The organism is Pseudomonas sp. GM102 (assembly GCF_000282555.1).
Taxonomy (GTDB): domain Bacteria; phylum Pseudomonadota; class Gammaproteobacteria; order Pseudomonadales; family Pseudomonadaceae; genus Aquipseudomonas.
This window is the reverse complement of sequence record NZ_AKJB01000065.1, coordinates 23097-48805: the sequence shown is the minus strand read 5'-3', so window position 1 is coordinate 48805 and position 25709 is coordinate 23097. Positions and strand designations below refer to the sequence as shown.

Below are 25709 nucleotides of genomic sequence, written 5' to 3'. Positions count from 1 at the left end.
AGACAGAACATGTTTGACGAGATACGGTGAAGTGTCCGAGTGGCTTAAGGAGCACGCCTGGAAAGTGTGTATACAAGAAATTGTATCGAGAGTTCGAATCTCTCCTTCACCGCCAAATTCGATGTAACCAAAACCCCTGATTTCGAGAGAAGTCAGGGGTTTTGTGGTTTCTGGTGTCTGGATTTCATGCGTGGCGGTATCAGCGAAGGCGCTTTCCGAAATTGATGTAGGGCGATTGTTAGGCGGGTGGGAAGCAATGCTGGAAAGCCAGATGGTTTGGGGCTTTCATCGGTTTTGGCACTTCATATGAGTCGCACTGTGAGGAGTATTGGTTTTGCGCCTTCAGGGTGCAAAATGACTCAAAGGGCAGCAGACAAGAAGCGCCCCATTATCCGTAACGGACGCGCGCACGTTATGCAGGAAATTCCCCATGAAACAGGCCGAGCTGAAAAAGGTTCACGTGGAAATCGTCAAGCTGATGGCTGAACAGCGCAAGCTGAACGCCGAAGCTGACAAGATGACCTATGAAATTTTTTGGTATCCGGTAGGCGTTGCAACTGGCCTGATCGTGACGGTGGCAACTATTACTGCGGTGTTGATCAAGCTTCTCTAGTTCATCAGGACTCGAGCATTGAAACTGGCGTTTTGACATGCAGGCAAGGAACTGGATTTATGCGCGAGATTCGTCGCTCTCAGGAATCAAACGAACCTCTACTCGCTGGCCAAGTGCGCGGGCAGCGCTGGCCAGCGTGGCCAATGTCATGCCTGAGTCATTTTGATCGAGTGCCCGATCCACTGCGGTGCGGCTTGTATGCATCCGCTCGGCAAGGGTTTTCTTGCTGACACGCTGCAGCTTCATAGCCTCAGCAATTTGCCAGGAAATGACTCGCTTGAGAGCTGCGGCAGAAACCTCTTCGGCAAGACCTTGCTCAGCAAGGAAGTCATCGAAGTCAGATCCGATATGCTTGTTCATCTTTTGTGCCTCATAGTCGTGCTTTGCGCTGTTTGGCGGTAGCCATGTCGGGCGCGGGTGTTTTTTGGCTTTTTTTGATGAAGCCATGAAGTAGCACCATGTCGGATCCAACAACTGTAAAAATAATGCGTGCGATGGAGTCGCCAAGATCAATCCTGATTTCCCAGAGCCCGGCATCCAGCTTTCTTACCACCGGCATACCGATGGGCCAACCAAGCTGAACGGTTTTGATGTCTGTACCGACCATCCTTCTATGGTTGCGGGGAAGATCAGCAAGCCAGTCACGCACCGGTTCATTTTCAGCGTCCGTGCGAAAGAAACGGACATTGAGCACAGGTACAAGATCAGTCATAAATATAATGTACCTAAATAGGTGCATGAGGCAAATTTGCCGCTAAGCGTTCGATCCGCAAAGAGGTCTGCGATCAGTAGATGGTTTTAGATAAAAAAGTCGGCGTTCAAGGATTTACTCTCGCGTGTTAGGCGACGCTCAGACTATATGAACCCACCTCAGCCAGAGCAATGCGCGCGCGGCGCGCAACTTCCGAACGATATGTAGGACTTGGCTCCTTTTCGGGTACGACCTTTTCAAGCCGCCCCCAACGCTCCGTTTTCAGGCGAGTTCCGTCGACCTGTTAGACTGCCAAACTCCTTCGAACGGAATCGACCTCTATGCCCAACCCTCGCGCCGTTTCCCCTTGTTTCAGCCAATCGATCACGGCTCTGCTGATGTGCGTCATGTCGTCATTCGCCGCCGCAGCAACTCCCGAAACCTTCCCCGACGCAGCCACCAGCGACCCGGAAAAACTCGGCTGGATGGTCGGCTCCCCACCGCCCGTCGACCGCACCGTGCGTTTCGAGGATGGCAGCTATTTCCAGTTCCCGGCGATGCGTTGGAGTGTCTCGAACTTCCGTCAGCTGATGCCAACGATCAACGTCTCACGAGGCCTTGGTGCACCGGCTCCATTGCTGTCCGCGCTAGATAAAGAGATCGACACAATTGGTTTCGTGCCGCTTGGCACGAAAGCGTCGATGACCTGGGACCAATCCCTCGCGGCCACTTACACCGACGGAATTGTGGTGCTGCACCGTGGAAAGGTTGTGTACGAACGTTACTTGAGTGTGCTGAAACCTGAAGGCCAGCACGCGGCAATGTCGGTGACCAAGTCCGTGGTCGGCACGCTGGGGGCGATGTTGGTGGCTTAAGGGAAGATCGATGCGAACAAGCGTGTCGCCGATTACGTCCCCGAACTGTCGGCATCCGCATTTGGCAGCGCCACGGTGCGCCAGGTCCTGGATATGACGACCGGCCTCAAATACAGCGAAGACTATGCGGACCCCAACGCCGAGGTCCGGGCTCATGCCAAAGCCGGCAGCCCTTTGCCCAAGCCGAAGGACTACACCGGCCCGCGAAGTTACTACGGTTTTTTGCAGACGGTTCAACTACAAGGCGAACACGGCAGCGCGTTTGGCTACAAGACTGTCAATACCGACGTATTGGGCTGGATCATCGCCCGAGTTACCGGCCGCAACGTTGCGCAGTTGTTGTCGGAGCGTATCTGGAGTCGTCTAGGTGCGGAGCAGGATGCCTATTTCACGGTGGATTCCACCGGTACTCCGTTTGCTGGCGGCGGTTTGAACACTGGCTTGCGAGACCTCGCACGCTTTGGCGAGATGCTGCGCAACGATGGCTCGTTCAACGGTTAGCAAATTGTGCCCAAAGCAGTGATTGACGACATCCGTCGTGGCGGCGACAAGCAGGTTTTCGCCAAGGCCGGTTATGACTTGCTGCAGGGCTGGAGCTATCGCTCGATGTGGTGGGTGACGAACAAGGAGGGTGGCGCATTCATGGCGCGTGGCGTTCATGGGCAACGCATCTATATCGACCCGAAGGCCGAGATGGTGATTGTTCGCTATGCATCGCATCCGGTCGCCAGTAACTTGGCCAACGATCCAGTGACGTTGCCGGCGTTTGAAGCGTTGGCGCAGTATCTGTCCACGTTGCCTTGAGTGGTTATCCCAAGCCCGACTGATGCCGGGCTTTTTGTTTTCATCATCTCCACACTTGGGAATAATGCGTGCCTCTATGAAGAAGGAAATCTCATGATCACCACCACAACCCACACCATCGAAGGTCGGCAAATCACTGCTTACCTGGACATCGTCAGCGCTGAGTCGGTGCAGGGCGTTAACGTGATCCGCGATCTGTTCGCAGGCATGCGGGATTTTTTCGGCGGGCGTTCTCAAACTTTGGAGCGGGCATTGAAGGATGCGCGGATTCAGGCCACCGACGAGATCAAGGAGCGGGCGCGGGCGCTTCAAGCGGATGCAGTGGTAGGGCTCGATTATGAGATCAGCATGCCGGCCGGCAAGGGTGGGATGGTGGTGGTGTTTGTGACCGGGACGGCGGTCAAGCTGAGGTAGGACGCCGCGCTGGCCATTCGTCGGGCACGTAACAATCTGAATCACAAGTCCGGGAATGACCGACTAGTCTCAAAATCCTGGGTGGTCGATATTTTTCAGGCAAATAGGGCTTGCCGGTATCGATCCGTTTTGAGAGGAGCGAAGATATGGCTGAGCCGTATATCGAAGACGATGGGGCAGAGTTTCCGATCAATAATTGCGTGCAGTGTGGTCAGACGGACTATGTGCCGAGCTTCGGTGAAGACCGTATCAAAATCAACAAAATAAAATCTACGGTGCCTCGAACTCGAGGGCCGAAATCGAAATTCATGCCCAAGCTGGGTGCGCCTTCCCGGAAGTAAACAGTGACTCGTATGAGCCCCGCCATTGAGCGGGGTTTCTTGTTTTTGAAGGGAAAAAAAGCGTGCTCGGAGGCAGTGCGGGGAAATGTCCTACAACATTGCGAGCACTAGTGGTTTTTTTCACAATCTTTTCACACCTGCCAACGTAGTCTCAGCTCATCCGTTAGAAAGCAGTACCCTGGCCCGTCTCCCCAGCGGGCTTTTTTTTGCCTGTCATAAAACCTTTTCCATAAATGCTGTCCAACCGTCGCCAATGACGAGGTTGTTCCGTGTTTGTGTCTGGACTTTGCCTCCTCTAAAGCATTCAATCTCCGGCCTTTCGGTTTCCCCCTTCTTTTGAGGTTCTCGTTATGCGTTTGACACTGCCTGCTCTGGTTCTGGGCCTTTTGGTTGCTCAAGGTGCGATGGCTGCCGGTGATGGCACTGCCGCGCTCGGTGGTGGTCTGGGTGGCGCACTGGGTAATGTGGTCGGCCAGAAAATGGGCGGCAGCACAGGTGCAGCGATTGGTGCTGGCGTAGCGGGCGCAGCCGGCAGTGCTGTTGCAGCACGCAAAGGCAGCCGCACCAAAGCGGCCATCGGCGGCGGTGTCGGCGCGGCGGGCGGTTCGGTGATCGGCAATAGCCTGGGCGGCAAGACAGGTTCCACCATCGGCGCGGGTCTGGGTGGTGCATTGGGCGGCGGCGTGGGCAGCAATCTGTCCAAAAAGGGTCACTGATCCTGAATGATCCGCTGAAAAAGCCCGGCTCGATGCCGGGCTTTTTCATTTTGGAACGTTTTTCCATAGTGCGGCTCAAATCTCGTACAGTCGGTATTTGCTTTGTTGTTCAATAGACGCAGATGCCAGACTGATGCCTATCCGCGGCACGATCTTCCCCCGATGCGGAAATTAGAGGTTCATATCATGCGTTTGACATTGTCCACGGTGGTTTTAGGACTTTTGATTGCTCAGGGTGCGATGGCTGCCGGCGACGGCACCGCTGCAGTGGGCGGTGGTCTTGGCGGCGCGTTGGGTAACGTGGTCGGCGGTCAACTAGGCGGCAGCACAGGGGCCGCGGTGGGTGCCGGCGTCGGCGGTGCGGCAGGCAGCGCGGTCGGTGCGCGCAAGGGCAGTCGAACAGAAGCGGCTGTTGGCGGCGGTATCGGCGCAGCGGGCGGCTCAGTGATCGGCAATAGCCTGGGCGGCTCTACCGGCTCGACCATTGGTGCGGGCCTGGGCGGTGCAGCCGGTGGCGCGGTGGGCAGCAACCTGGGTAATGACAGCGGCAGCTCGCATTCCGGTGGCGGCAACCACAAACACAAGCATAAAAATAAGTACAAGCATCGCTAACTCGATATCGAGTGACAGTAGAAACCCGGCCCAGTGCCGGGTTTTTCGTTTCTGTCACCAGGACTCTGGAACGTTTGCCTGTAGAACGCCTCGAACTTCATACACCCCTGAACGTTTTGAGGCATGTCATGACTCCGGAAACCGAAGGCATGGAAGATGAAGGTCCGATCAACGATCCTGGCAACGAAGATCCGGGGTCTCTGATGGACGACGCCACGGTGCCGCTCAACGATGCCGATGACGCAGGCGATGTGGGCAATTGCGAGTACGACGAATACGACGAGGAAGACGACGAGTGATCGTGCTTTGCGGTGGGGCCGACCGATCGTCTCTCTGATCGAACCGCGTCTAGGGTGTTGTCCTCGAAATGTCAGGATCTGCTTTTCAGGTCCATTGAGAGGTGCATTATGAACGCTGATCCAAAAGACTCCGATATCGACGATACCCCCGAGTATCCGCTGCCTTCCCCCACCAATCCCCTGAGTCGCGACCAGCGCCCGCCCGACGATGACGACACCGCTGTGGAGCAAGTACCCACCGATGATGTGAAGCGCGGTGACGTGGAAGCCCATCCCGATGACCCGGACATTGCCGGTGACGATCTATCGGGAGAACCGAGCTGAAACCTGCGCAGCGATCCATCGCCGCTCGTCGTTTGTGCGGCATCTTTAAAAAGCGACCGCTGCCAGACATCAGGTAAAGCACTCTTTAAAGGAGGTGCGCCATGATCAGGTCAAAACTGACGACCCTGACAGTGGTCGGCTTATTGTCGATCAGTTCATTGGCGGCGTTTGCTCAATCTACTGGCCGCGATGCGCCGGTCGACAAGGGCGGGATGCCGCCATACTCGGAAATGAATGCGGGCGCCTCGGATGGGAATGTGCCGCCACCGGACACCATTGGTGGTGGGAATGGTGGTGATGCCAGTGGGAGTAGCACCAGCCCGGGGGAGGGAAGTGGGTCGATGAGCGATGGAAGTTCGATGGGGAGTGGTTCTGGAAGTGGGTCTGGAGAGTCAGGTGATTTTGAGATAAATGAGACCGCTGGTGGAGCAGGAAGTGGAGGTGAAACCGGTGGCTCTGGTGGCTAAGTCAGTATTTTTTACTGTACAACTGAGCCCAGCGTCGAGCTGGGCTTTGGATGTTCTGCACAGGCGTTCTTTGCTTGACGCTTTGCCCGATGGGTGTCTTGCGTGAGTTCATGATTCTATATTGGTGGTTGTTTTATTAAGTATTGTTTTCAGGTCATTTTTCCTTTGTAATAATTAATGACTCGATCCAGTTTTTATAGAAGGTTTTTTGCTCTTCAATATTGCTAGTGATGTTTTCGTCTTCGTAGTCGAAAATTCGTACTACGTCCTCTTCTTCGCTAGGTTCTCCAAGTTTAAGTTCGTATGCGACTAAACCGCTAGACATTTGGGACGACATTCGTGAAGGATGAACATTTAATTTGGCTCCTTTGCACAGAAATTTTATCTCAGTATAGTCGGCTCTTAACATGCCAAAGCATACGTAAAGGTCATAGCCTGTATAAATTTTTTTAAAACCACTTTGCATCGTGAATGTAAGTGTCGGTTTTTTTCTGTCGCATTCGATTGTGGCCCTTTCTATGACCCCATGATTGTTTATTAAAATTTCTATTGTACTCATGGTTACTTCCTGAAAGGGTTGGGAATTGAGTAGCCCTTATAGCTACCATCATCATAGACGGGGGTGGCGCCCACGATGTCGTGATTTTTTATTCCTCCCGGGATTGCTATCTCAACCTCACGCCGATGCGGTGACATCATGCCCAATTCTTTATTTACATCGATGCCGTGAATGTTTTTCAGAACATATATATAGCCGTCGGCAAGACCGTAGCCTGTGGCAAATTTTTGTGCCTCTTTTTCGTTTGTCGTAGTGCTGACAAAATAACTTGGAGGGCTTCTGTTATCTGATGCATGTAGATACAGATCTGTACTGTCTCCCAAGGGTTCAAATCCTGCCTCAAAAATTTCCCATGGTTCTCGGTCGTCACCACGGTATAAATAATAGTTCTCTTGTTTTGGATTCGGGGTTCCGGGCTCCCCCTCATCAACCCCCACCTTACCCGCCGGATCCTCATCCCCAAACGACGGTTTCTTACACCCATCCGCCCCTGGACACTCACTCAACCCCAACGGATCAATCCAACCCGCCGGATTGCGCGTGTACTGATAACCGTTTAACCCGCCCGCCAGCTTGCTCGGATCTGGTGTCAGGTACCGCCCGACATCCGGATTGTAGTACCGGTGCCGGTTGTAATGCAGGCCGGTTTCCGCGTCGAAATACTGTCCTTGAAAGCGAAGCGGTTGATCGAGGACCTGGTGGGTGTCGCGGTTCAGGCGGGTGAGGCGGCCATAGGCGGTGTATCGGGCGGCCCAGATGATGTCACCGCTGTAGTCGGTGAGTTCTTGGGGTGTGCCGAGGTGGTCGAGTTGGTAGTAGAACGGGCAGGCTTGACGTGGGCCTTTGCCGTCGAGCATGGCCAGTGGACGGAAGGTGCCGGGTTCGTAGATGTAGCTTCGATGGTGATCCTGGCTGTGTTCGGCGACGAGGTGGTCGCCTTGCCAGAAGAACTCGGTTGTTTTGCCATCGACGGATTTGCTGATACGGCGGCTGAAGGCGTCGTATCGGTAAGTGGCTTGGCTGCCATTGGGCAGGGTGGCGCCGATCAGCCGGTGCTGGCAGTCGTAGTGGTATTCGGTGACGAGTTTTTGCGCGGTGCCGCGACGCTCGCGGATCAGGTTGCCGAAGGCGTCGTAGTCGTAATGTCGATCGCCTTGCATCAGCAGGCGATTACCCAGCACCTTCGCAACGCCAGGACGATCCTGCATCAACAGGTTGCCCGCCGGATCGTGGGCGAAGCTTTCCGGCGATTGGTCACGGGAATGGCGGACGCGGATCAGGCGGTCGAGCGAGTCGTATTGGTAACTGCGCTGGCCGTGGCGGGTGTCGGCGATGTGGTCGAGATTGCCGTTGGCGCTGTAGGCATAGTCGCGACGGTATAGCGGATGTTGATGTTGGCTGACGGCATGGGCCTTCAGCCGGCTCTGGTCGTCGTAGGCGTATTCGCTGAGCAGCAGACCCTGTTGGCGGTTTTGTTCGCGACCGAAGGCAAACTGGTGGCTGGTGAGGCGTGTGCCATTGAGGTCGATGGCCGTCAGTGCGCCGCCCTTGGCGTGGTGATAATCGAGTTTGCTGTTGTCCGGCAGGCGCAGGTGGTTGAGTCGGCCGCACGCGTCGTAGCGGTAACGCAAGGTTCCCCAACTTTGGTGCTCGGTGATCAGCCGGTCCTGGACGTCGTATTCAAATTCCAGCGGATGGTCGTGGCCGTCGTCGACACTGATCAGTCGGCCGAGGCGGTCGTAGCGATACTTGACCTTGACGCCATCGGGCAGGGTCTTGACCAACAGACGTCCAGCCGAGTCGCGCTGATAGCCGGTGATCAGTGGCGAGTCGTCATCGCCGAACTCGGTTTTCTCCTGCAGGTGGCCGTTGAGGTCGTAGGTGTAAGCGGTGCGGCGACCGTCGAAGCCGGTTTCCTGTCGGATCAGGCCGCCGGGCGTGTAGTCCAGACGGTAGTGTTCGCCGGATTCGTTTTCGATGTCCGTGAGCAATAGCTGCGCGTTGTCGTAGCGATAACGCAGTTGCGTGCCGTCGGGGTTGATCCGGCGGCTGACCAGGTGCAAATCGTCGGCGTATTCAAAGCGGGTGACGCGGCCCAGCTCATCGCGTTCGGCGGTGATCTTGCCGTAGGCGTTGTAACTGAAGGTGCGAGTGGCGCCGGTAGGCAGCGTCGTCTGAACCAGTCGACCGACGGCATCCCATTGGTAACGAGTAACGGCACCGTGTTCGTCCTGACTGGTAATCCTTCGGCCCAGTGCATCGTAGGAAAAGCGCCGCTGGCCACCGTCAGGCAAGGTCTCTTCGAGCAACTGCCCCAAGGCGTTCCAGACGAACACATGTCGACTGGTATCCGGGAAGCGGATCGACAGCAAACGCCCCTGAGTGTCGTGGTGATAGTGAGTGACCTGGCCATCCGGATCGGTGGCTTCGGTGACGTCACCCTGAACATTGCGCTGATATTTCCACACCGCTTTGCCGTGATAGCGCGCATGCAGGAAGCCGTTGCGGTATTCGTAGGATGTGGGCTCGTCTTCTGGCGGAGTCAGCGCCACCAACCGTCCGACCCCGTCATAACGGTATTCAGTGACTGCCCCGAGCGGATCCTGCTCGGCCACCAAGCGGCCCTGTTCGTCATAGGCCTTGAGGTGTTCGCCACCGTTCAGCTCAACCTTGCGCACCAGCCGCGCCCGGTCATCGTGGACGTAAACCTCTTCGCTGCCATCGATGTTCTGGACGGTGACACTGCCTTGGTCATCCCAGGTGTAGCGCGCCTCCATCTGCGAAAACGACGCCCAATGCCGGATGCAACGCGCCGCCTTGCCGGACCGTTCCCACTCCCAGAAGAAACTTGCGCCACCGGCCAGTTGCCGCTGCAGGATCACGTGCTGGTCGTCGTAGTCGTAACGCTCGCTTTCACCGGCGGCGTTGGTCGCTTCGATCAAGCGTTGGCGGGCGTCGTAGCGATAGAAAACCGGCGTCTGTTCTGTACGCCAGGCTTCACCCGGGGCATCGGTGGGATGAAACGACTGATATTCAATGGCGACGAGGTGCCTGCGTTCATAGCAAAACAGCAGCGAACGGCCCGCGCCGTTATCCAGGCGTTGAATACGATCCTGACGGTCACGAGTGATGTGGAGGCGGTTGTTGTAGGCGTCGCTGATCGCCGTTAAGCGCCCCCCTCGAAAGTGGTAGAACCGGCTCGTCTCGCCAGCCAGCGCGAGAATCAACTCCTCCGGTTCGCCTCCAAGGTAAATCGCCGCCCGCGAGAGGCTGTTGTGGATCACCGGGCGCTCGACGCTCGGCAGCGGAAACGTCGTACGACGGTTTTCGTGGTCGACCCAGACGACCTGTTTATTGTCCAGCTCCAACCGCTGTGCCAGCGAATGGCTCCAACCCCAGCCCAGTCCGCAATCAATCTCCACCGCGCTGGTGCGGTACAACCGGGTAAAAGCAAACGGCAGTAACCCATCCAGCGAGCCGTCGGTCAGGGTCAGCAGTTCTTCGCCAGTGACCATCGACACCGGGCAGTTGTTGGTGCAGGTCAGTGCCGCGCAATCGGCACTGTCGCCGTTGGGGTTTTTCGCCTGACTCGGCTCATCGTCGTGAGGTTCGTGTCGCCCCAGCCGGGTCATGGCGTTGGACTTGTCGCGAGCAATGGCAACCGGATTGTTCACCTGTACAACTGGAGAGTCGCCGGCACGGATCTGTAATGGAACCGTCGGTGCCGGTTTCAGTGGTGCATTGCGCGCGCTGATCATGAGCGGCTTGAGCGCGCTTGCGTGGGCTGTCAGGTCAGATTTGGCCGTCAGTTCGGCCAGCCGCAAACTGGCCGCCGCCAACCACTGCCGAGCCTGCCGGGACTGGACTTTGTCCAATACTTTGGCGCTCATGCCGAGCTTCAGGCCCGTAGGGCCGGTGAGGCGCACCAGCAGGAAACTGATCAACAGTTCTGTACGAATTTGCGCCACGACTTCGGCGATGTACTGCGGCGGCAGCATCCTCAGCCAACTGGTAAAGGCCGCGAGATGGATGAACATCAACGGTTCATCGCTCAACATCAGCAACACATTGGCGATGGCTTCAGCCGAGGCATTCAGCAACGTCTCAAGCTCGCCTTGGGTCAGGTACTCAAGGAGTTTTTCGCTGTTGGTTTGCAGGTCGGCCAGCAGGGCGTAGACCTGCTTCACCTCATCCCACAAACCCAGCAGCGAACGCTCGAAGCCGCGCCAGTCGGCCTGTTGCAGCAGGCCGTAGCGCTGGGTGAACCCTGCCTCGGAAAACTCTGCCCACAACGGCTGGAATTCACTCGTCCATTCATTGCGCAACCAGCCTTCCAACTCGCCGATCACGCCTTGATAGGAGGCGTAGAGCGCTTTGACGTGATCAACGGAAACATTGGGAAAGAAGGTGATGCGATAACGCTGGCCGCGCCAGCATTCGGGGATTTCGAGGATGCCGCTGGGACCAATGGTTTTGTGGACGGGCTCACCGAACGTCAGTTCACCATTACGCTGCGAGATAACCGGTTCGAGCATCACCGGCGTATTGCCGATCGGCACGAAACGCGCGGCCTCAAACAGGTGCACCAGGGTTAACGGACCGCTGGCGGGGCACATGGCGAGCGTCGAACTGACAGGGGCGGTGGAGTCCTTTGGTGCGCTGAGCCGGACTTCGTTGCCGACCTTGAATGCCTGCTCGACACTCAGCGCCCCACCGGTCCAGAAGTTTTCCGCCCAAGTCTCGTAGTCGTTGAGGCAAAGTCGAAAATCACCGAGCAACGCTTCGACGTTCGGCTGCTCGGGGTTCATGGCGGCGACCACCAGCAGGCCGATGGCATTGTTCAAGGCCAGGACCTTGTCGGGTTCGAACATTCGCAGTCCCTCGCGCTGATTAATCTGGAGCGCAAGACTTTGCGGGGGATCAACGAGGAAAGAAGTCGGGAAAGGAGGTGTTTGGTGTAGGGAAAATCGCTAAATGATCGCAGGCGTCCCGACACAGTTTTTTGTATCCGCCAGGCATTGCCCGTTGCTCTCTGCCAACCGCGCTCGCTATGCTGCTGAACCCTTTAATCCATCACGGACCCGGTTGTGCCTGAGCCGCTCCTGGGATGTCATGAGAAAACGGATCAGATGCGATGAATGCACCCTTGGATGAGTTCGGCCCGATCAAGGCCGTGATTTTCGATATGGACGGCTTGTTGCTGGACACCGAGGGCATTTACACCGAGGTCACGTCCATCATTGCCGGGCGTTATGGCCGGACCTTCGACTGGAGCGTCAAACAGAACATCATCGGTCGTGGCGCGGGTGATCTGGCGCGCTATGTGGTCGAGGCGCTGGACCTGCCGATTACAGCCGAAGAGTTTCTGGTGATCCGCGAACCGCTGATGCGCGAGCGTTTTCCGACGGCGCTGGCGATGCCTGGCGCAGAGGAGCTGGTTCGGCACTTGAAGGCCAACAACATTCCTATTGCGGTGGGCACCAGTTCTTCACGTCAGTCGTTCGGCCAGAAAACCACCTTGCACCGCGACTGGTTTGCGCTGTTCGACTTCATCGTCACCGCGGATGACCCGGAAGTGGGCGCGGCCAAACCGGCGCCGGATATCTTCCTGACGGCGGCGCGGCGCCTGGGTGTCGCGCCTGAGGATTGCCTGGTGTTCGAGGATTCACCGTTTGGCGTCACCGCAGCGAAAGCGGCGGGGATGACGGCGATTGCGATCCCGGATGCGGCGATGGCCGACGAAAAGTACGCACACGCCGATGGCATTCTTCGTACGTTGAAGGCGTTCAAGCCCAGCGCATGTGGCCTGCCGGCACTTGAGTGGGCTTAACACCTATCTGATGTGGGAGCGGGCTTGTGGCGAGGGGGCTTGCCCCCGTTGGGGCGCGAAGCACCCCTGAAACCAGTCACAGCGGTCTTGAATTAGAAAGCGGTTACCTGTTTTACGACTGCTTCGCAGTCGGACGGGGGCAAGCCCCCTCGCCACATAAACCCGCTCCCACAGTGACCTGCATCAGGCGCCGAAACCACCGTCGATGGTCAGGCTGGCACCGGTGATGTAGCCGGCTTCGGGACCAACAAGATAAGCGACGAAGCTGGCGATTTCTTCCACTTTTCCGTAACGACCGACTGCCATCAGCGGGATCAGGCTTTCAGCAAAGTCGCCGCTGGCGGGGTTCATGTCGGTGTCGACCGGGCCTGGTTGCACGTTGTTGATGGTGATACCCCGAGGGCCGAGGTCGCGAGCCAACCCTTTGGTCAGGCCGACCAGCGCCGATTTGCTCATGGCGTACGGGCCACCACCGGCGAAAGGCATGCGCTCGGCATTGGTGCTGCCGATGTTAATGATGCGGCCGCCTTCGGTCATATGTTTGGCCGCTTCCTGGGTGGCGATAAACACGCTGCGTACGTTGATGGCCAAGGTCTGGTCGAAGTCTTCGAGTTTGAAGTCTTCCAGCGCTGCGACGGCCAAAACGCCTGCGTTGTTGACCAGGATGTCCAGGCGACCGAAGGCTTCGACGGTGGCATTAACGGCACTGCGAATGGCGACGGCATCGGCGCTGTCGGCCTTGATGGCCAGGGCTTTGCCGCCGGCGCTGGTGATGCTGTTTTGCAGGTCTTCGGCTTTGGCAGTGGAGCTGACGTAAGTGAAGGCGACGGTAGCGCCTTCGGCGGCCAGGCGTTTGACGATGGCAGCACCGATGCCGCGTGAACCGCCTTGAATCAGAGCTACTTTACCGCTGAGGTGTTGAGTGGTCATGTCGATCTCCAGAAATTCAAGGCGGGCTGCCTTGTTGTTGGAGTCGAGTATCGGCCTCGCAATACGCTCCGGGTAGACCGTCATTGCTATAGTCTGTGTAAACCAAAAGTTTATAGTGGCGCTTATGGAAACCTTCAGCAGTATCGAATGCTTTGTGCGTAGCGCCGAGGTCGGCAGCTTCGCCGAAGCTGCGCGGCGCTTGAGCCTGACGCCGGCGGCGGTGGGTAAGAGCGTTGCCAAGCTGGAGGCGCGACTGGGTGTGCGGCTGTTCCAGCGCAGCACGCGTAGCCTGACACTGACTGAGGCCGGCCAGCTGTTTCTCGACGAAGTCAGCGCCAGTCTGCACACGATCCAGAATGCCGTGGCCAACCTGGCCAGCGCCGAAGGACGTCCCGCCGGCACATTGAAAGTCAGCATGGGCACGGTGTTCGGGCGCTTATACATCGTGCCGTTGCTCGGGGAGTTTCTGCGACGTTTTCCGGCGATCAACCCGGACTGGCATTTCGACAACCGCCAGGTCGACCTGATTGGCCAGGGTTTCGATGCGGCGATTGGTGGCGGATTCGAACTGCCCCAAGGGGTGGTGGCGCGCAAGCTGACGCCCGCCCATCGGGTGTTGGTGGCTTCAGCCGAGTACCTCGCGGGGCGCGAGATGATCGTCGAGCCTGACGACCTCAAAAACCACGATGGCATCTTGATACGCTCGCCGCAGACGGGGCGCGTGCGTTCCTGGCAGTTGACCAGTCGCACTCGGCAACACAGCCCGCTAACGCTCAAGGCGCGGATGACCATGAGCGATTCGGAAGCCGCCTGCGCCACTGCGGCTCAGGGGTTGGGCATTGCGTTGGTGAGCATGCCGTTTGCCGTGGGCTATCTGGATGCGGGGACGTTACAGCGGGTGTTGCCCGACTGGTACGTCGACGACGGCAACATCTCCATCTATTACGCTGAACACAAACTGCTGCCGGGCAAGACCCGGGCGTTTGTCGATTTCATCATTGAGCAGTTTGCAGAGCAGGGGTTGGGGCAGCGGTTTAGTGCTCTATGAACCTGGCTCAAGACCGAGGTGTGGCCATCGCGGGCAAGCCACGCTCCCACAGGGTTTTGTGTCGTTTACAACACTGTGGTACGACACAAAACCTGTGGGAGCGGGCTTGCCCGCGATGAACGATAACGCGGTTCTACCGCCCAAATCTTCCAGGCCAACCAATAATGTTCTTCGGCCGAGGCGTCGCATACGTCCGCACTTTTGACGTCGACAACCCCAACCGTACCAGCGATTCGGCAATGGTCACCGCCGCTGTGACGCCATCCACCACGGGCACGCCGGTGCGCTGACGAATCTGCTCATCCAGCCCGGCCATGCCGCCGCATCCCAGGCAGATCACCTCGGCCTTGTCTTCACTCACCGCCAGTTCCGCCTGCCGAACAATTGCCTCCAGCGCACGTTCTGGATCGGATTCCAGTTCCAGCACCGCCAAACCACTGGCCCGCACCGACGCACAACGGTCCCAGAGGCCGGACAGTTTGAGGCGGTCCTCGATCAGCGGCACGGTGCGGTCCAGGGTGGTGACCACCGAATAGGCGTGCCCGAGGAACATCGCGGTGCTGGCGCCGGCATCGGTGATGTCCACCACCGGTACGTTGAGTAGTTCCTGTAAACCTTCGCGGCCGTGCTCGCCATAACCGGCCTGGATAACCGCATCAAAAGGCTGATCGTAGGACATGACCCGATCCATCACCGCAATAGCAGCCAGATAACTTTCGAAATTGCCTTCGATGGAGTCGGCACCAAAATGCGGGGTCAGGCCAATGATTTCCGTGCCGGGCGCGGCCACGGATTGGGCCTGGCGGGCGATGGCCTGGGTAATGGATTCGGTGGTGTTGACGTTGACCACGAGAATTCGCATGGGAGGTCCTTTTATAGCGAAGTGGTTCTGCGGCCCGACATTGCCGGGCCGCCCGGGGATCAATGGCTGACGTTATCGACCGCGATGGCTTCACCGCTGACATCTGCGTAGTAAGGTTGCCGTTTGGCGATGATCAGGTAGAGCATCCCTGCAATCGCGGCGCCAATCAGCCAGGAGAACGGTGAAATGCTACCGAAACCTGGCACCAGGGCCAGGACAATGGCAATCAGGGCTGCCGGAATGAACGCCGCCACGGCCCGCAAATTGACCCCATGGCTGTAGTAATAATCGCCATTGGGATCTTCGCTGTACAACTGTGGCACGTTGATCCGGCCTTTTCGTACCTGCCAGTAGTCGACCATGATCACCCCGTACAACGGGCCGAGCAGGGCGCCGAGGCCGGACAGGAAATAGACGATCACCAGCGGGCTGTTGTAGAGGTTCCACGGCAGGATCAGCACCGCGATGGTCGCACTGATCAGCCCGGCGCGGCGAAAGGTCAGGTACTTGGGCGCCAGATTACTCAATACGAAGGCCGGGGCTACGAAGTTGGCCATGATGTTCACCGCCACGGTGACAATCAGGAACGCCAGGCAACCGAGTACCAGAAAGAAGGTGTTGGGAATCGACGCGATGATCTCCGTTGGGCTTTCGATGATCCGGCCATTGATCTGAAATTGCGCACCGCACAGTAGGACCGTGATCCCGGCGAATACCAGAATGTTGACGGGCAGGCCCCAGAAGTTACCGACCCGGATGGTCTTGCGGCAGGGCGAAGAGCGGGCGAAGTCACAGAAATTCAGGATCAGCGTGCCGTAGATCGACAGCCACAGGGCGCCGCCGGCAAAGATGTTGCGCCACATCTCGCCACCGCTAAGCGGCTCGCGAATCGACCAGGCGATGGTTGCATTGGCCTGGAAATACATCCACCCGGCAAGCGCGGCGACGGTCAGCAAAATCACCGGGCCGGCGAACGCCTCGTAGCGTCGCACCATCTCCATGCCATAGGCCAGGATCGCCAACTGCACGAACCAGATCGCCACGAAACACACCCAACCCAGGCTCGACAGCCCGAGGATCGAGTCGTGGTCGTAATCGGCGAAGCCGGGGTGCACCGCCGTCAGTAATACACGAAAGACCACTGACGCCAGGTACGTCTGAATCCCGAACCAGGCAATGGCGATAACGGCACGAATCAATGCAGGAATTTGCGCCCCATGGATGCCGAAACTGATCCGGCTGATCACCGGAAACGGTACACCGGTTTTCTGGCCCATGTAACCGGAAAGGTTCATGAAGCCATACACCAGCGCCGCGCCGATTCCCAGGGACAGCAGAATCTGCCAGCCGCCCAGGCCCAGTGCATACAGGCCAATGGCGAAGGAGTAGTTGGCAATGTTGTGCACGTCGTTGGTCCACAACGCGAAGATGCTGTAACGACCCCAACGCCGGCCTTCAGCCTTGGTCGGCGCCAAGTCTTTGTTGTGCAGACGGGGGCTGAGGACTACGGGGGGTTGAAGTGTTTGATCGTGAATGACAGACGTGGAAAGTGAAGAGGGCAGATCCAGCGCGATGTTGTTATTGGGCAGGCTAGTACGCATTCCGGCAGGCTCCAGAAACTCGTGGCCGCGATGACTGTGCATGAGCGTGGGCTCGACAAATCTTCGTCGCGGACGGGAGAACATCATTGGTTACGGGGCATCTGCAGCCTGTACGGGATAGGGCGCTTCAGGCTTGCGGATCTAAAGTGTGTGTATGTTTTAGTATTTATTGTATACAAAACATGCGTTCACTTAAGCCAGATCTGTGCCAGTCAGTGATCTATGGATTACTTGGTTAATTTCGTTTTGTTATTGATTGAAACTAAGTAATTGAAAAATTGGCACTATAAATTGACCGATTGAACAGGTATTTATTTTCGGCGGGGTTTTGTTGGAAAGATCGACTGAGGAAATCAGAGCGGAGGGATGTAACTTTTTGGGGCGTATAAATAAAAGTGCACACAGATATGGCACTTATGGTGACATTTATGTGTACACTTTTTAAGGTCAAAAGATCGCAGGCTTCGCCAGCTCCTACAGGGGAATGGTGCTCTTCTGTAGGAGCTGCCGCAGGCTGCGATCTTTTAAGCTTTGGATTTGCTGATGATATTGCCCGCATGCAGCCCGCATTCTTTCTGCGTGGCTTCTTCCCACCACCAACGACCTTCACGCTCATGTTGGTTCGGCAACACCGGACGGGTGCAAGGCTCGCAGCCGATGCTGATGAAGCCGCGCTCATGCAGGCTGTTGTACGGCAGCTCCAGCATGCGGATGTAGCCCCAGATCTCTTCGCTGGTCATTTGCGCCAGCGGGTTGAATTTGTAGAGGGTGCGTTCCGGGGTGGAGAACGCGGTATCGATTTCCATTACTGCGACCGCGCTGCGGGTGCCCGGGCTCTGGTCCCGACGCTGGCCGGTGGCCCAGGCGGTCACGCCCGAGAGCTTGCGACGCAACGGCTCGATCTTGCGGATGCCGCAGCACTCGCCATGACCGTCCTTGTAGAAACTGAACAGGCCCTTTTCCTTCACGAAAGGTTCGAGCTTGGTGTAGTCCGGCGACACGATTTCGATGTCGATCTTGTAGTGCTCGCGCACCTGTTCAATGAAGCGATAGGTCTCAGGGTGCAAGCGGCCGGTGTCGAGGCTGAACACTTTGACGTTCTTGTTCAGCTTCCAGGCCATGTCCACCAGCACCACATCCTCGGCGCCGCTGAAAGATATCCACAGGTCATCGCCGAACTCGGCGAACGCGAGTTTCAGGATGTCCTGAGCGGATTTGTTGGCATAGGTCGTGGCGAGTTCCACGACATCGAACGATGGGCTCATCAGGGCGGCTTCCTACAGGTCGGTGGCGCTGGGCGCTCTATATGTGCCTGATGGTAACAAAATCCTGCGGCGGCTGGTGCGCCCTCTGCGTTGCACAGAGGAGGGCGAGTCGCTAGAGTTCGGCAGTCCTTTTGCTCGCTCGACTCAATAAACAGTACAAAATGGGAGTGTCTTGTGGAAATTGCCTGTCTGGATCTTGAAGGTGTGCTGGTCCCGGAAATCTGGATCGCCTTTGCCGAAAAAACCGGGATTGACTCCCTCAGGGCCACCACTCGGGACATTCCCGACTACGACGTGTTGATGAAGCAGCGCCTGCGGATTCTCGACGAGCACGGCCTGAAGCTTTCCGACATCCAGGAAGTGATCGCCACGCTCAAGCCTCTGGAAGGCGCCAGTGAGTTCGTCGACTGGCTGCGTGAGCGCTTTCAGGTGGTGATTCTGTCGGACACTTTTTACGAATTCTCTCAGCCGCTGATGCGTCAACTGGGCTTTCCGACCTTGCTTTGCCATCGTCTGATTACCGACGATGCCGGTCGGGTCACGGGCTATCAGTTGCGTCAGAAAGATCCCAAGCGGCAGTCGGTGTTGGCGTTCAAGAGCCTCTATTACCGGGTGATCGCGGCGGGGGATTCCTACAACGATACGACAATGCTGGGCGAGGCCGATGCCGGGATTCTGTTCCATGCTCCGGACAATGTGATTCGTGAGTTTCCACAGTTTCCGGCGGTGCACAGTTTTGTGGAGTTGAAGCAGGAGTTCATCAAGGCTTCGAATCGGGCGTTGAGTTTGTAGTTGTCAGGGAGGGCCCCATCGCGGGCAAGCCCGCTCCCACAGGATGTGTGTTGATCGCATAATTGTGGTTCGACACATAACCTGTGGGAGCGGGCTTGCCCGCGATGCTTTTAAAGGTTTTGCAGTGTATCGAGCAGCACCTTCACCTTGGTTATCGATTCCTGATATTCCGCCTGCCAGTCCGAATCCGCGACGATCCCGCCACCACCCCAGCAGCACACCTGCCCATCCTTGACCAGCAAACTACGGATGGCGATGGAACTGTCCATCTCGCCGCGCACGTCCAGGTACAGCAGAGAGCCGCAGTACAACCCACGACGGGTCGGTTCCAGCTCATCGATGATCTGCATGGCCCTAATCTTTGGCGCACCGGTAATCGAGCCGCCGGGGAAGCTGCCGGCGATCAAGTCCAGCGCATCCTTGTCATCCGCCAGCTCGCCGGTAACGCTGCTCACCAGGTGATGCACGTTCGGATAGCTTTCCAGACTGAACAACTCCGGCACCCGCACAGAGCCGATGCGGCAGGTTCGGCCGAGGTCGTTGCGCAGCAAATCGACGATCATCAGGTTTTCCGCGCGGTCCTTGGGGCTGGCCAGCAGTTCGGCGGCGTTCGCCGCATCCTCAACTGCAGTCAGACCGCGGGGGCGTGTGCCTTTGATCGGGCGGGTTTCGACGTGGCGCTCACTGACTTTGACGAAACGCTCTGGCGACAGGCTCAGCACGGCGTCGCCGTCGGGCAGGCTCTGGAAACCGGAAAAAGGTGTCGGGCACGCCGCCCGCAGCGCGCAGTACGCGGCCCATGGATCGCCCTGGCATTGCGCACGAAAGCGCTGGGCGAAGTTGACCTGATAGCAGTCGCCGGCCTGAATGTACTGCTGAATGCGTTCGAAGGCTTGTCGATAGTCGTCGGCGCTCAGGTCGGCACTCATCGGGCCGTCGAGTTTGAAAGGCTCGGTTTTCTGAGGTGCAGGTTGCGTGAACAGTTCAAGCAGCCGCTGTCGCTCGCTGTCGATCAGCGCCGGGTGGAACACCAATTGGCTGGTGGCCAAGTGGTGATCGCTGATCAGGGCCCAGTCGTACAGTCCAAAACGTGCGTCAGGTAATTGCAGGTCGTCCCGCGCCTGGCTCGGCAGGTTTTCCAGATGCCGGCCGAAGTCATAGCTCAGATAACCGATCAGGCCACCGGCGAAAGGCAGATCGAAAGGAACAGTGGCTTTGCCGAGTCGCGTCAGAGTGTCGCGAAGGCGTTGCAGGAAATGGCTGCCGCTTTCATCCGGTAATACGGCCAGTTGCTCCAGCGGCCAGGCGCTGAGCAGGTCATAACGCCCACGCTCGGCGCTCGGCCGGCCGCTGTCGAGCAGCACGGCACCGGGGGCATGACGAATCGCCGCGAAGTATTCGGCGGGGTTGGCGCGATAGGGCAGCGGGTGTACGGAACAGGTCAACATGGGCGGGGCAGATCAGCCATCGAGGCGGGGGAGCGATTGTAGTCCTCTGCAGGATTTGCTCCTAGAGGGTATGTCGGGGATTGGTAGATTGGCGACAGGGTTGAGGGCTGTTGATCGTTCCCACGCTCCGCGTGGTAATGCCGCCACGGACGCTCTGCGTCCGCCTGTGACGCGGAGCGTCACGGGATGCATTCCCACGCAGAGCATGGGAACGATCAGTGTAAGGGTTCAGCCCTCAACCGCTGGAATATGCCCAAACATTTCCTGAACGAACTCAACGCGTTCCTGCACCGTTTCGGTTATCCCGCGCGCCTTCAATTCTTCCAGCCGCGCTTCGACCGCGTGGGTACGCAACGTCAACCCGCAATCGTTGGCGATCTGAATGTTCAACCCGGGCCGGGCGTTAAGCTCAAGAATCAGCGGCCCTTTCTCCTGGTCGAGCACCATGTCGACACCGATGTAACCCAACCCGCACAGCTCATAGCAGCCGGCCGCGAGCTTCATGAAACCGTCCCAGTAGGGCAGTTGCACGCCGTCCACTGCGTTGGTGGTGTCCGGGTGTTTGTTAATGATGTTGTTCAGCCAGGTGCCGCGCAATGTCAGGCCGGTGGCAAGGTCGACACCGACGCCGATGGCGCCTTGGTGCAGGTTGGCCTTGCCGCCAGACTGGCGGGTCGGCAGGCGCAACATGGCCATCACCGGATAGCCCATCAGCACGATGATGCGAATGTCCGGTACACCTTCATAGCTGATGCTTTTGAAGATCTGGTCCGGGGTCACGCGGTATTCGATCAGTGCGCGGTCACGGTGACCACCCAGGGAGTACAGGCCGGTCAGAATGCTGGAGATCTGGTGCTCGATTTCCTCGTGACTGATGATCTTGCCCGACACCGTGCGATAGCGACCCTCGAAGCGGTCGGCGATCACCAGAATGCCGTCGCCGCCGGCGCCCTGGGCCGGTTTGACCACGAAATCGGTACGCCCGCCGATGATCTCGCTGAGGTTGTCGATTTCTTTCTCGGTGGAGATCACGCCGTACAGCTCCGGCACATGAATGCCGGCGGCGATTGCGCGCTCCTTGGTGATGATCTTGTCATCGACGATCGGGTACAGGCTGCGCTTGTTGTACTTGAGCACGTAGTCTGCGTTGCGCCGATTGATCCCCATGATGCCCCGGGCCTCCAGGGCTTTCCAGGTCTTCCAGAGACCGAACATCAGGCGTCAGCCTTCTTGAGGAAAGCCTTGAAGCGCACCAGCTCGGTCAGGCGGTAACCGCGATAGCGACCCATGGCCAGCATGAAGCCCACCAGAATCAGCAGGATCGCCGGGAAGGTGAACACGAAGTACACCAGCTCAGGCACGCTCATGATCAGGTGCGCCAAAGAGGCGGCGAACAGGGTACCGATCGCCACTTTCATGGCATGGCCGCCCCCGCGCTCTTCCCAGGTGATCGACAGGCGTTCGATGGTCATGGTCAGAATCACCATCGGGAACAGCGCCACTGACAAGCCGCGTTCCAGGCCGAGTTTGTGGCTGAACAGGCTGATCGCCGCGATCAGCACCACCACGAAGGTCAGCACCACCGATAGCCTCGGCAGCATTTGCAGCTTCAAGTGTTCAAGATAGGAGCGCAGCGACAGGCCCAATGTCGTGATGATCGTAAATAGCACGATGCCGAAACCGAGCTGGGTTTCCCGGAAGGCGAGGGCGATCAGCACCGGAGTAAAGGTGCCGAGTGTCTGAATGCCGATCAGGTTGCGCAGGATCAGGATCACCAGCACGCCGATCGGGATCATCACCATGATCATGAAGGTTTGCTGGGTTTCCAGCGGTAGACCGTACAGCGAGTAATCAAGGAAGTTGGCGTCGGAGTTTTCGTCGGTCAGCTTGGCCAGGCGAATGGCGTTCATTTCGCTGTTGTTCAGGCTGAAGGTGACGTTGGCTTTTTTGCCGCCATCGACGGTGATCAGGTTTTCGTCGCCGGTCCACCACAGCAAACGGTCGGTGGGCAGGCCCTGTTCGCCGGTTTCCGGGTTGAAGTACAGCCAGTCGGTGCCGTTGAAGCTGCGCAACCAGAGCTCAGGCATCTGCGGCTGATCGGCCACCAGGCGAATGGTGTGGACCTTTTCCACCGGCACGTGGGCGATGGACAGTACCAACTCGACGATTTTGGCTTTGTTCACGGTGGACGGATCGCCGGCCAGCAGCAATTTCACGTTGTCGTCGTTAAGGTTGTTGACGCGCTTGATGGCTTCGCCGATGAAGGTTTCGACGTCGGCCGAGTGTTGGCGGATCGGCGCGAGCAGGGCTTCGGCGGCGATTTTTTCCGGGCCTTCGACGGCGATGCTGTCGCGGAAGGTCGGGCCTTTGATCTTGGATTTTTCGCCGCTGTAGCGCTTGGTCAGCACCAGTCGGTAATAAAGGGTCTGATTGCCTTTGGCCCGACGCGCCGACCAGGTGACTTTGCGGTTGCCATCGACACGGTTCACCGCCACGCCGTAATTATTGGAAATGAAACTCTCGTTGAGGCTCACGTAGTCGCGGCTCAGCGGCGGCACGAACATCTGGATCTTGATCGGGTCTTTGGCATTGGCGACGAACTCGACCTTGGCGTCGATGTTCCACAAGTCGTCGGTAGCGTCTTCGGTCACCGGAATTCCGAGCACGAAAATCTGATAGGCCGTAACTGAAATGCCCAGCACCACCAGGATGGCGATCAGCAGTTTCAGATGGAGGGTAAGAGAGCGCATTGGAATTACTCTGCGGTATGTGCGTCGGTGGCGCAGGCGGGTTTGCCAGCAGCGTATTTAAGACTGGGGTCGACCAGCGCATCGAAGCGTTTGAGCGCTTCGGAGCCGATCAGGAGCGGGTATTGGAAGGCACTGCGGTCGGTCAAGTTCACTTCGATGCTGCGTAAAGCCGAACCCATGCAGATATCCAGCTCGATGACCGGACGGGCGGTGTATTTCTTGCCTTCTTCCGGGTCGTAGTCACCGGCCCGGCGCTTGATCTTGCTGACACGGGCCAGCGGTCGTTCGATCGGGTGCGAATGCGCGGCGTCGATAGCCAGATAGAAGCGCACCCAGGATTCGCCATTGCGTTTGAAACGTTTGATGTCGCGGGCGCTCAACGAAGCGGTTTTCGCCCCGGTGTCGAGTTTGGCGGCGACTTCCAGGTTGATGCCATCCAGCGAAGCGTACTCATTGAGGCCGTACACAGTCTTTTCCCCTGCCGCGGCGAAACCTGGCAGGCCAAAAAGACAAAGGAATGTGGTGAAGGGCTTGAGTCTCATAAATCCTGGTGCGCAGCGGTCCGTTCTTCAATTCAAGGCCCTGGCATTGCTGCACAAGCTCCCTCGTATGCCTATCCGTTTTTTATGACAGGCAATGCAGATGACAAGCAAATGCGGGCGGCATTCTAGCACGGTGGGTTTATGGCGCCAGCGTTGGCCGACGGCTATAACTTGAGGTGTTGCTTCCTTATGGTGCAGAGGGTTATTAGACGATTGTCGACAATATCGAATTATCCTTTGACGTAACCGGCCATATTCGTTAGTTTTTGCGGCATTGGTTTTCAAGGTGTCGACAATATGCTGGATCAACTCGATCCCCCGGTCACAGTTCAGGACGACTCGGAAACACTTTCCGAAAACGTCTTCCGACGCATTCAGGCGGCCATCGTCAAAGGCGAGATCGCCCCGGGCAGCAAGATCTCCGAGCCGGAGCTGGCGCGCACCTACGGCATTAGCCGCGGGCCGCTGCGTGAGGCCATTCACCGTCTGGAAGGCCAGCGCCTGCTGGTTCGCGTGCCGCACGTCGGCGCGCGGGTGGTGTCGCTGAGCCACGCCGAACTGCTGGAACTCTACGAAATTCGCGAATCCCTGGAAGGCATGGCGTGCCGTCTGGCGGCTGAACGCATGACGGTCGAAGAAATCGACGAACTGCGCCGGGTCCTCGAAACCCACGAGCGCGATGCGGCGTTTCAGGCCGGTGTCGGTTACTACCAGCAGGAAGGCGATTTCGACTTTCATTACCGGATCATCCAGGGCAGCGGCAACCGCACCCTGACCCAGATGCTGTGCGGTGAGCTCTATCAGCTGGTGCGCATGTACCGCATCCAGTTTTCCACCACGCCCAATCGGCCGCGCCAGGCGTTTGCCGAACACCACCGAATTCTCGATGCCATCGCCGACCGTGACGGTGAATTGGCCGAGTTGTTGATGCGCCGTCACATCGGCGCCTCCAAACGCAATATTGCCCGTCACTACCAGGACGGCGCTAACCCGACAGCCACTGAACGAGGTGAGTCATGAGTTCCAACAAGAGCACTCCAGGCCAGCGTTTCCGCGATGCGGTCGCCAGCGAACATCCGCTGCAAGTGGTTGGCACGATCAACGCCAACCACGCACTGCTGGCCAAGCGCGCCGGTTTCAAGGCTATTTACCTGTCGGGTGGCGGGGTAGCTGCCGGCTCCCTCGGCGTGCCGGACCTGGGGATTACCGGTCTGGATGACGTGCTGACCGACGTGCGTCGCATCACTGACGTCTGCGACTTGCCACTGTTGGTGGACGTGGACACCGGTTTCGGTTCCTCGGCGTTCAACGTCGCCCGTACCGTGAAGTCGATGATCAAGTTCGGCGCGGCGGCGATTCACATCGAAGACCAGGTCGGCGCCAAGCGCTGTGGTCACCGTCCTAATAAAGAGATCGTCTCGCAGCAGGAAATGGTCGACCGCATCAAAGCCGCCGTCGATGCTCGCACCGATGACAGCTTCGTGATCATGGCGCGCACTGATGCGCTGGCGGTGGAAGGTCTTGAATCTGCGCTGGATCGCGCCGCGGCGTGCATCGAGGCCGGTGCCGACATGGTGTTCCCGGAAGCGATCACCGAGCTTGAGATGTACAAACTGTTCGCCAGCCGCGTGAAAGCGCCGATCCTGGCCAACATCACCGAATTCGGCGCGACGCCGCTGTACACCACCGAGCAACTCGCCGCTGCCGACGTGTCGCTGGTGCTGTACCCGCTGTCGGCGTTCCGTGCCATGAACAAAGCCGCGGAAAACGTCTACACCGCGATCCGTCGCGACGGCACGCAACAGAACGTGATCGACACCATGCAGACGCGCATGGAGCTTTACGATCGCATCGATTACCACACCTTCGAGCAGAAGCTCGATGCGTTGTTTGCAGCGAAGAAATAATGAAAGCCCTGTAGGAGCG

25 protein-coding genes, 1 tRNA gene and 1 pseudogene are annotated in these 25709 nt (G+C 57.9%); 15 read left to right on the top strand and 12 right to left on the bottom strand.

Annotated features, from left to right (window positions below; translation table 11 throughout):
- Nucleotides 1–25 precede the first annotated feature (25 nt).
- Together PMI18_RS12310 and PMI18_RS12315 are read left to right on the top strand one after the other, a co-directional pair.
- Nucleotides 26–115, top strand: a tRNA-Ser gene (locus PMI18_RS12310).
- 315 nt (nt 116–430) lie between these two features.
- Nucleotides 431–613, top strand: a complete 183-nt coding sequence (locus PMI18_RS12315) for a hypothetical protein (protein WP_007902153.1) — start codon at nt 431–433, stop codon at nt 611–613.
- Nucleotides 614–670: 57 nt separating this feature from the next.
- Here PMI18_RS12315 and PMI18_RS12320 read toward each other — a convergent pair whose 3' ends face one another.
- Entirely contained in the window at nt 671–973 is a 303-nt protein-coding gene (locus PMI18_RS12320) for an XRE family transcriptional regulator (protein ID WP_007902151.1), read from the bottom strand.
- Nucleotides 974–983: 10 nt separating this feature from the next.
- Nucleotides 984–1325, bottom strand: a complete 342-nt coding sequence (locus PMI18_RS12325; protein ID WP_007902150.1) for a type II toxin-antitoxin system RelE/ParE family toxin — start codon at nt 1323–1325, stop codon at nt 984–986.
- 377 nt (nt 1326–1702) lie between these two features.
- Here PMI18_RS12325 and PMI18_RS0129605 point away from each other — a divergent pair.
- The 8 genes and pseudogenes from PMI18_RS0129605 (at nt 1703) to PMI18_RS30440 (ending at nt 6156) form a co-directional block, all read left to right on the top strand.
- Nucleotides 1703–2983 (top strand): annotated as a pseudogene (locus PMI18_RS0129605) (serine hydrolase domain-containing protein).
- Between the two features lie 93 nt (nt 2984–3076).
- The gene (locus PMI18_RS12330; RefSeq protein ID WP_007902143.1) at nt 3077–3397 is read left to right on the top strand and encodes a YbjQ family protein; all 321 of its coding nucleotides are present in this window, start codon (nt 3077–3079) and stop codon (nt 3395–3397) included.
- A gap of 146 nt (nt 3398–3543) precedes the next feature.
- The gene (locus tag PMI18_RS31565) at nt 3544–3738 is read left to right on the top strand and encodes a hypothetical protein (protein WP_007902142.1); all 195 of its coding nucleotides are present in this window, start codon (nt 3544–3546) and stop codon (nt 3736–3738) included.
- A gap of 350 nt (nt 3739–4088) precedes the next feature.
- Entirely contained in the window at nt 4089–4454 is a 366-nt protein-coding gene (locus tag PMI18_RS12340) for a hypothetical protein (RefSeq protein WP_007902140.1), read from the top strand.
- Nucleotides 4455–4640: 186 nt separating this feature from the next.
- Entirely contained in the window at nt 4641–5066 is a 426-nt protein-coding gene (locus PMI18_RS12345; RefSeq protein WP_007902137.1) for a hypothetical protein, read from the top strand.
- Nucleotides 5067–5194: 128 nt separating this feature from the next.
- Complete coding sequence (locus tag PMI18_RS31250; protein ID WP_007902135.1) at nt 5195–5365, top strand: hypothetical protein; 171 nt, start codon at nt 5195–5197, stop codon at nt 5363–5365.
- Between the two features lie 108 nt (nt 5366–5473).
- On the top strand, nt 5474–5689 hold the full coding sequence (locus PMI18_RS12350) for a hypothetical protein (RefSeq protein ID WP_007902132.1): 216 nt from the start codon (nt 5474–5476) through the stop codon (nt 5687–5689).
- Nucleotides 5690–5790: 101 nt separating this feature from the next.
- Nucleotides 5791–6156 carry a hypothetical protein gene (locus tag PMI18_RS30440; protein ID WP_007902130.1) on the top strand — a complete coding sequence of 122 codons (366 nt, stop codon included), beginning with the start codon at nt 5791–5793 and terminating at the stop codon, nt 6154–6156.
- A 154-nt stretch (nt 6157–6310) separates the two neighbouring features.
- On the opposite strand, the gene PMI18_RS12355 is transcribed toward PMI18_RS30440, so the two are convergent.
- Together PMI18_RS12355 and PMI18_RS12360 are read right to left on the bottom strand one after the other, a co-directional pair.
- Nucleotides 6311–6715 carry a hypothetical protein gene (locus tag PMI18_RS12355; RefSeq protein ID WP_007902129.1) on the bottom strand — a complete coding sequence of 135 codons (405 nt, stop codon included), beginning with the start codon at nt 6713–6715 and terminating at the stop codon, nt 6311–6313.
- Nucleotides 6716–6717: 2 nt separating this feature from the next.
- Nucleotides 6718–11586, bottom strand: a complete 4869-nt coding sequence (locus PMI18_RS12360; protein ID WP_007902127.1) for an RHS repeat-associated core domain-containing protein — start codon at nt 11584–11586, stop codon at nt 6718–6720.
- Between the two features lie 263 nt (nt 11587–11849).
- On the opposite strand from PMI18_RS12360, the gene PMI18_RS12365 reads away from it, so the two are divergent.
- Complete coding sequence (locus tag PMI18_RS12365) at nt 11850–12545, top strand: HAD-IA family hydrolase (protein WP_007902125.1); 696 nt, start codon at nt 11850–11852, stop codon at nt 12543–12545.
- Nucleotides 12546–12728: 183 nt separating this feature from the next.
- On the opposite strand, the gene PMI18_RS12370 is transcribed toward PMI18_RS12365, so the two are convergent.
- Nucleotides 12729–13475: a 3-oxoacyl-ACP reductase family protein gene (locus tag PMI18_RS12370; RefSeq protein WP_033036554.1), complete on the bottom strand. Its 747-nt coding sequence runs from the start codon at nt 13473–13475 to the stop codon at nt 12729–12731.
- 124 nt (nt 13476–13599) lie between these two features.
- Here PMI18_RS12370 and PMI18_RS12375 point away from each other — a divergent pair, with 124 nt between their 5' ends.
- Nucleotides 13600–14523: a LysR family transcriptional regulator gene (locus PMI18_RS12375; protein ID WP_007902118.1), complete on the top strand. Its 924-nt coding sequence runs from the start codon at nt 13600–13602 to the stop codon at nt 14521–14523.
- 133 nt (nt 14524–14656) lie between these two features.
- Here the strand turns inward: PMI18_RS12375 and PMI18_RS12380 are convergent, their stop codons facing one another.
- The 3 genes from PMI18_RS12380 to PMI18_RS12390 all read right to left on the bottom strand — a co-directional run bounded on the left by PMI18_RS12380 (nt 14657) and on the right by PMI18_RS12390 (nt 18251).
- A complete protein-coding gene (locus tag PMI18_RS12380; protein WP_007902113.1) occupies nt 14657–15385 on the bottom strand; it encodes an aspartate/glutamate racemase family protein in 729 nt (242 codons plus the stop codon).
- 59 nt (nt 15386–15444) lie between these two features.
- Entirely contained in the window at nt 15445–16986 is a 1542-nt protein-coding gene (locus PMI18_RS12385) for an NCS1 family nucleobase:cation symporter-1 (protein WP_007902112.1), read from the bottom strand.
- Between the two features lie 524 nt (nt 16987–17510).
- The gene (locus PMI18_RS12390) at nt 17511–18251 is read right to left on the bottom strand and encodes a phosphoadenylyl-sulfate reductase (RefSeq protein ID WP_007902111.1); all 741 of its coding nucleotides are present in this window, start codon (nt 18249–18251) and stop codon (nt 17511–17513) included.
- 174 nt (nt 18252–18425) lie between these two features.
- On the opposite strand from PMI18_RS12390, the gene thrH reads away from it, so the two are divergent.
- A complete protein-coding gene (gene thrH / locus PMI18_RS12395) occupies nt 18426–19043 on the top strand; it encodes a bifunctional phosphoserine phosphatase/homoserine phosphotransferase ThrH (protein ID WP_007902109.1) in 618 nt (205 codons plus the stop codon).
- Nucleotides 19044–19153: 110 nt separating this feature from the next.
- On the opposite strand, the gene pabB is transcribed toward thrH, so the two are convergent.
- The 4 genes from pabB to rloA form a co-directional block, all read right to left on the bottom strand.
- Nucleotides 19154–20491: an aminodeoxychorismate synthase component I gene (pabB, locus tag PMI18_RS12400; RefSeq protein ID WP_007902106.1), complete on the bottom strand. Its 1338-nt coding sequence runs from the start codon at nt 20489–20491 to the stop codon at nt 19154–19156.
- Between the two features lie 228 nt (nt 20492–20719).
- Nucleotides 20720–21706: an alpha-L-glutamate ligase-like protein gene (locus PMI18_RS12405; RefSeq protein ID WP_007902105.1), complete on the bottom strand. Its 987-nt coding sequence runs from the start codon at nt 21704–21706 to the stop codon at nt 20720–20722.
- Nucleotides 21706–23241 (bottom strand): osmotic stress tolerance membrane protein RloB, encoded by a 1536-nt coding sequence (gene rloB, locus PMI18_RS12410; protein WP_007902104.1) that lies wholly within the window; start codon nt 23239–23241, stop codon nt 21706–21708. The genes PMI18_RS12405 and rloB overlap by 1 nt, the downstream gene beginning before the upstream one ends.
- A 5-nt stretch (nt 23242–23246) precedes the next feature.
- Nucleotides 23247–23783, bottom strand: a complete 537-nt coding sequence (gene rloA / locus PMI18_RS12415; protein ID WP_007902103.1) for a retropepsin-like aspartic peptidase RloA — start codon at nt 23781–23783, stop codon at nt 23247–23249.
- 297 nt (nt 23784–24080) lie between these two features.
- Between rloA and PMI18_RS12420 the strand changes: the two genes are divergently transcribed.
- Both PMI18_RS12420 and prpB read left to right on the top strand, forming a co-directional pair.
- Nucleotides 24081–24803, top strand: coding sequence for a GntR family transcriptional regulator (locus PMI18_RS12420; protein ID WP_007902102.1), 723 nt, complete (start codon nt 24081–24083; stop codon nt 24801–24803).
- Nucleotides 24800–25690 carry a methylisocitrate lyase gene (gene prpB / locus PMI18_RS12425; RefSeq protein WP_007902093.1) on the top strand — a complete coding sequence of 297 codons (891 nt, stop codon included), beginning with the start codon at nt 24800–24802 and terminating at the stop codon, nt 25688–25690. Before PMI18_RS12420 ends, prpB begins: the two co-directional genes overlap by 4 nt.
- Nucleotides 25691–25709 lie beyond the last annotated feature (19 nt).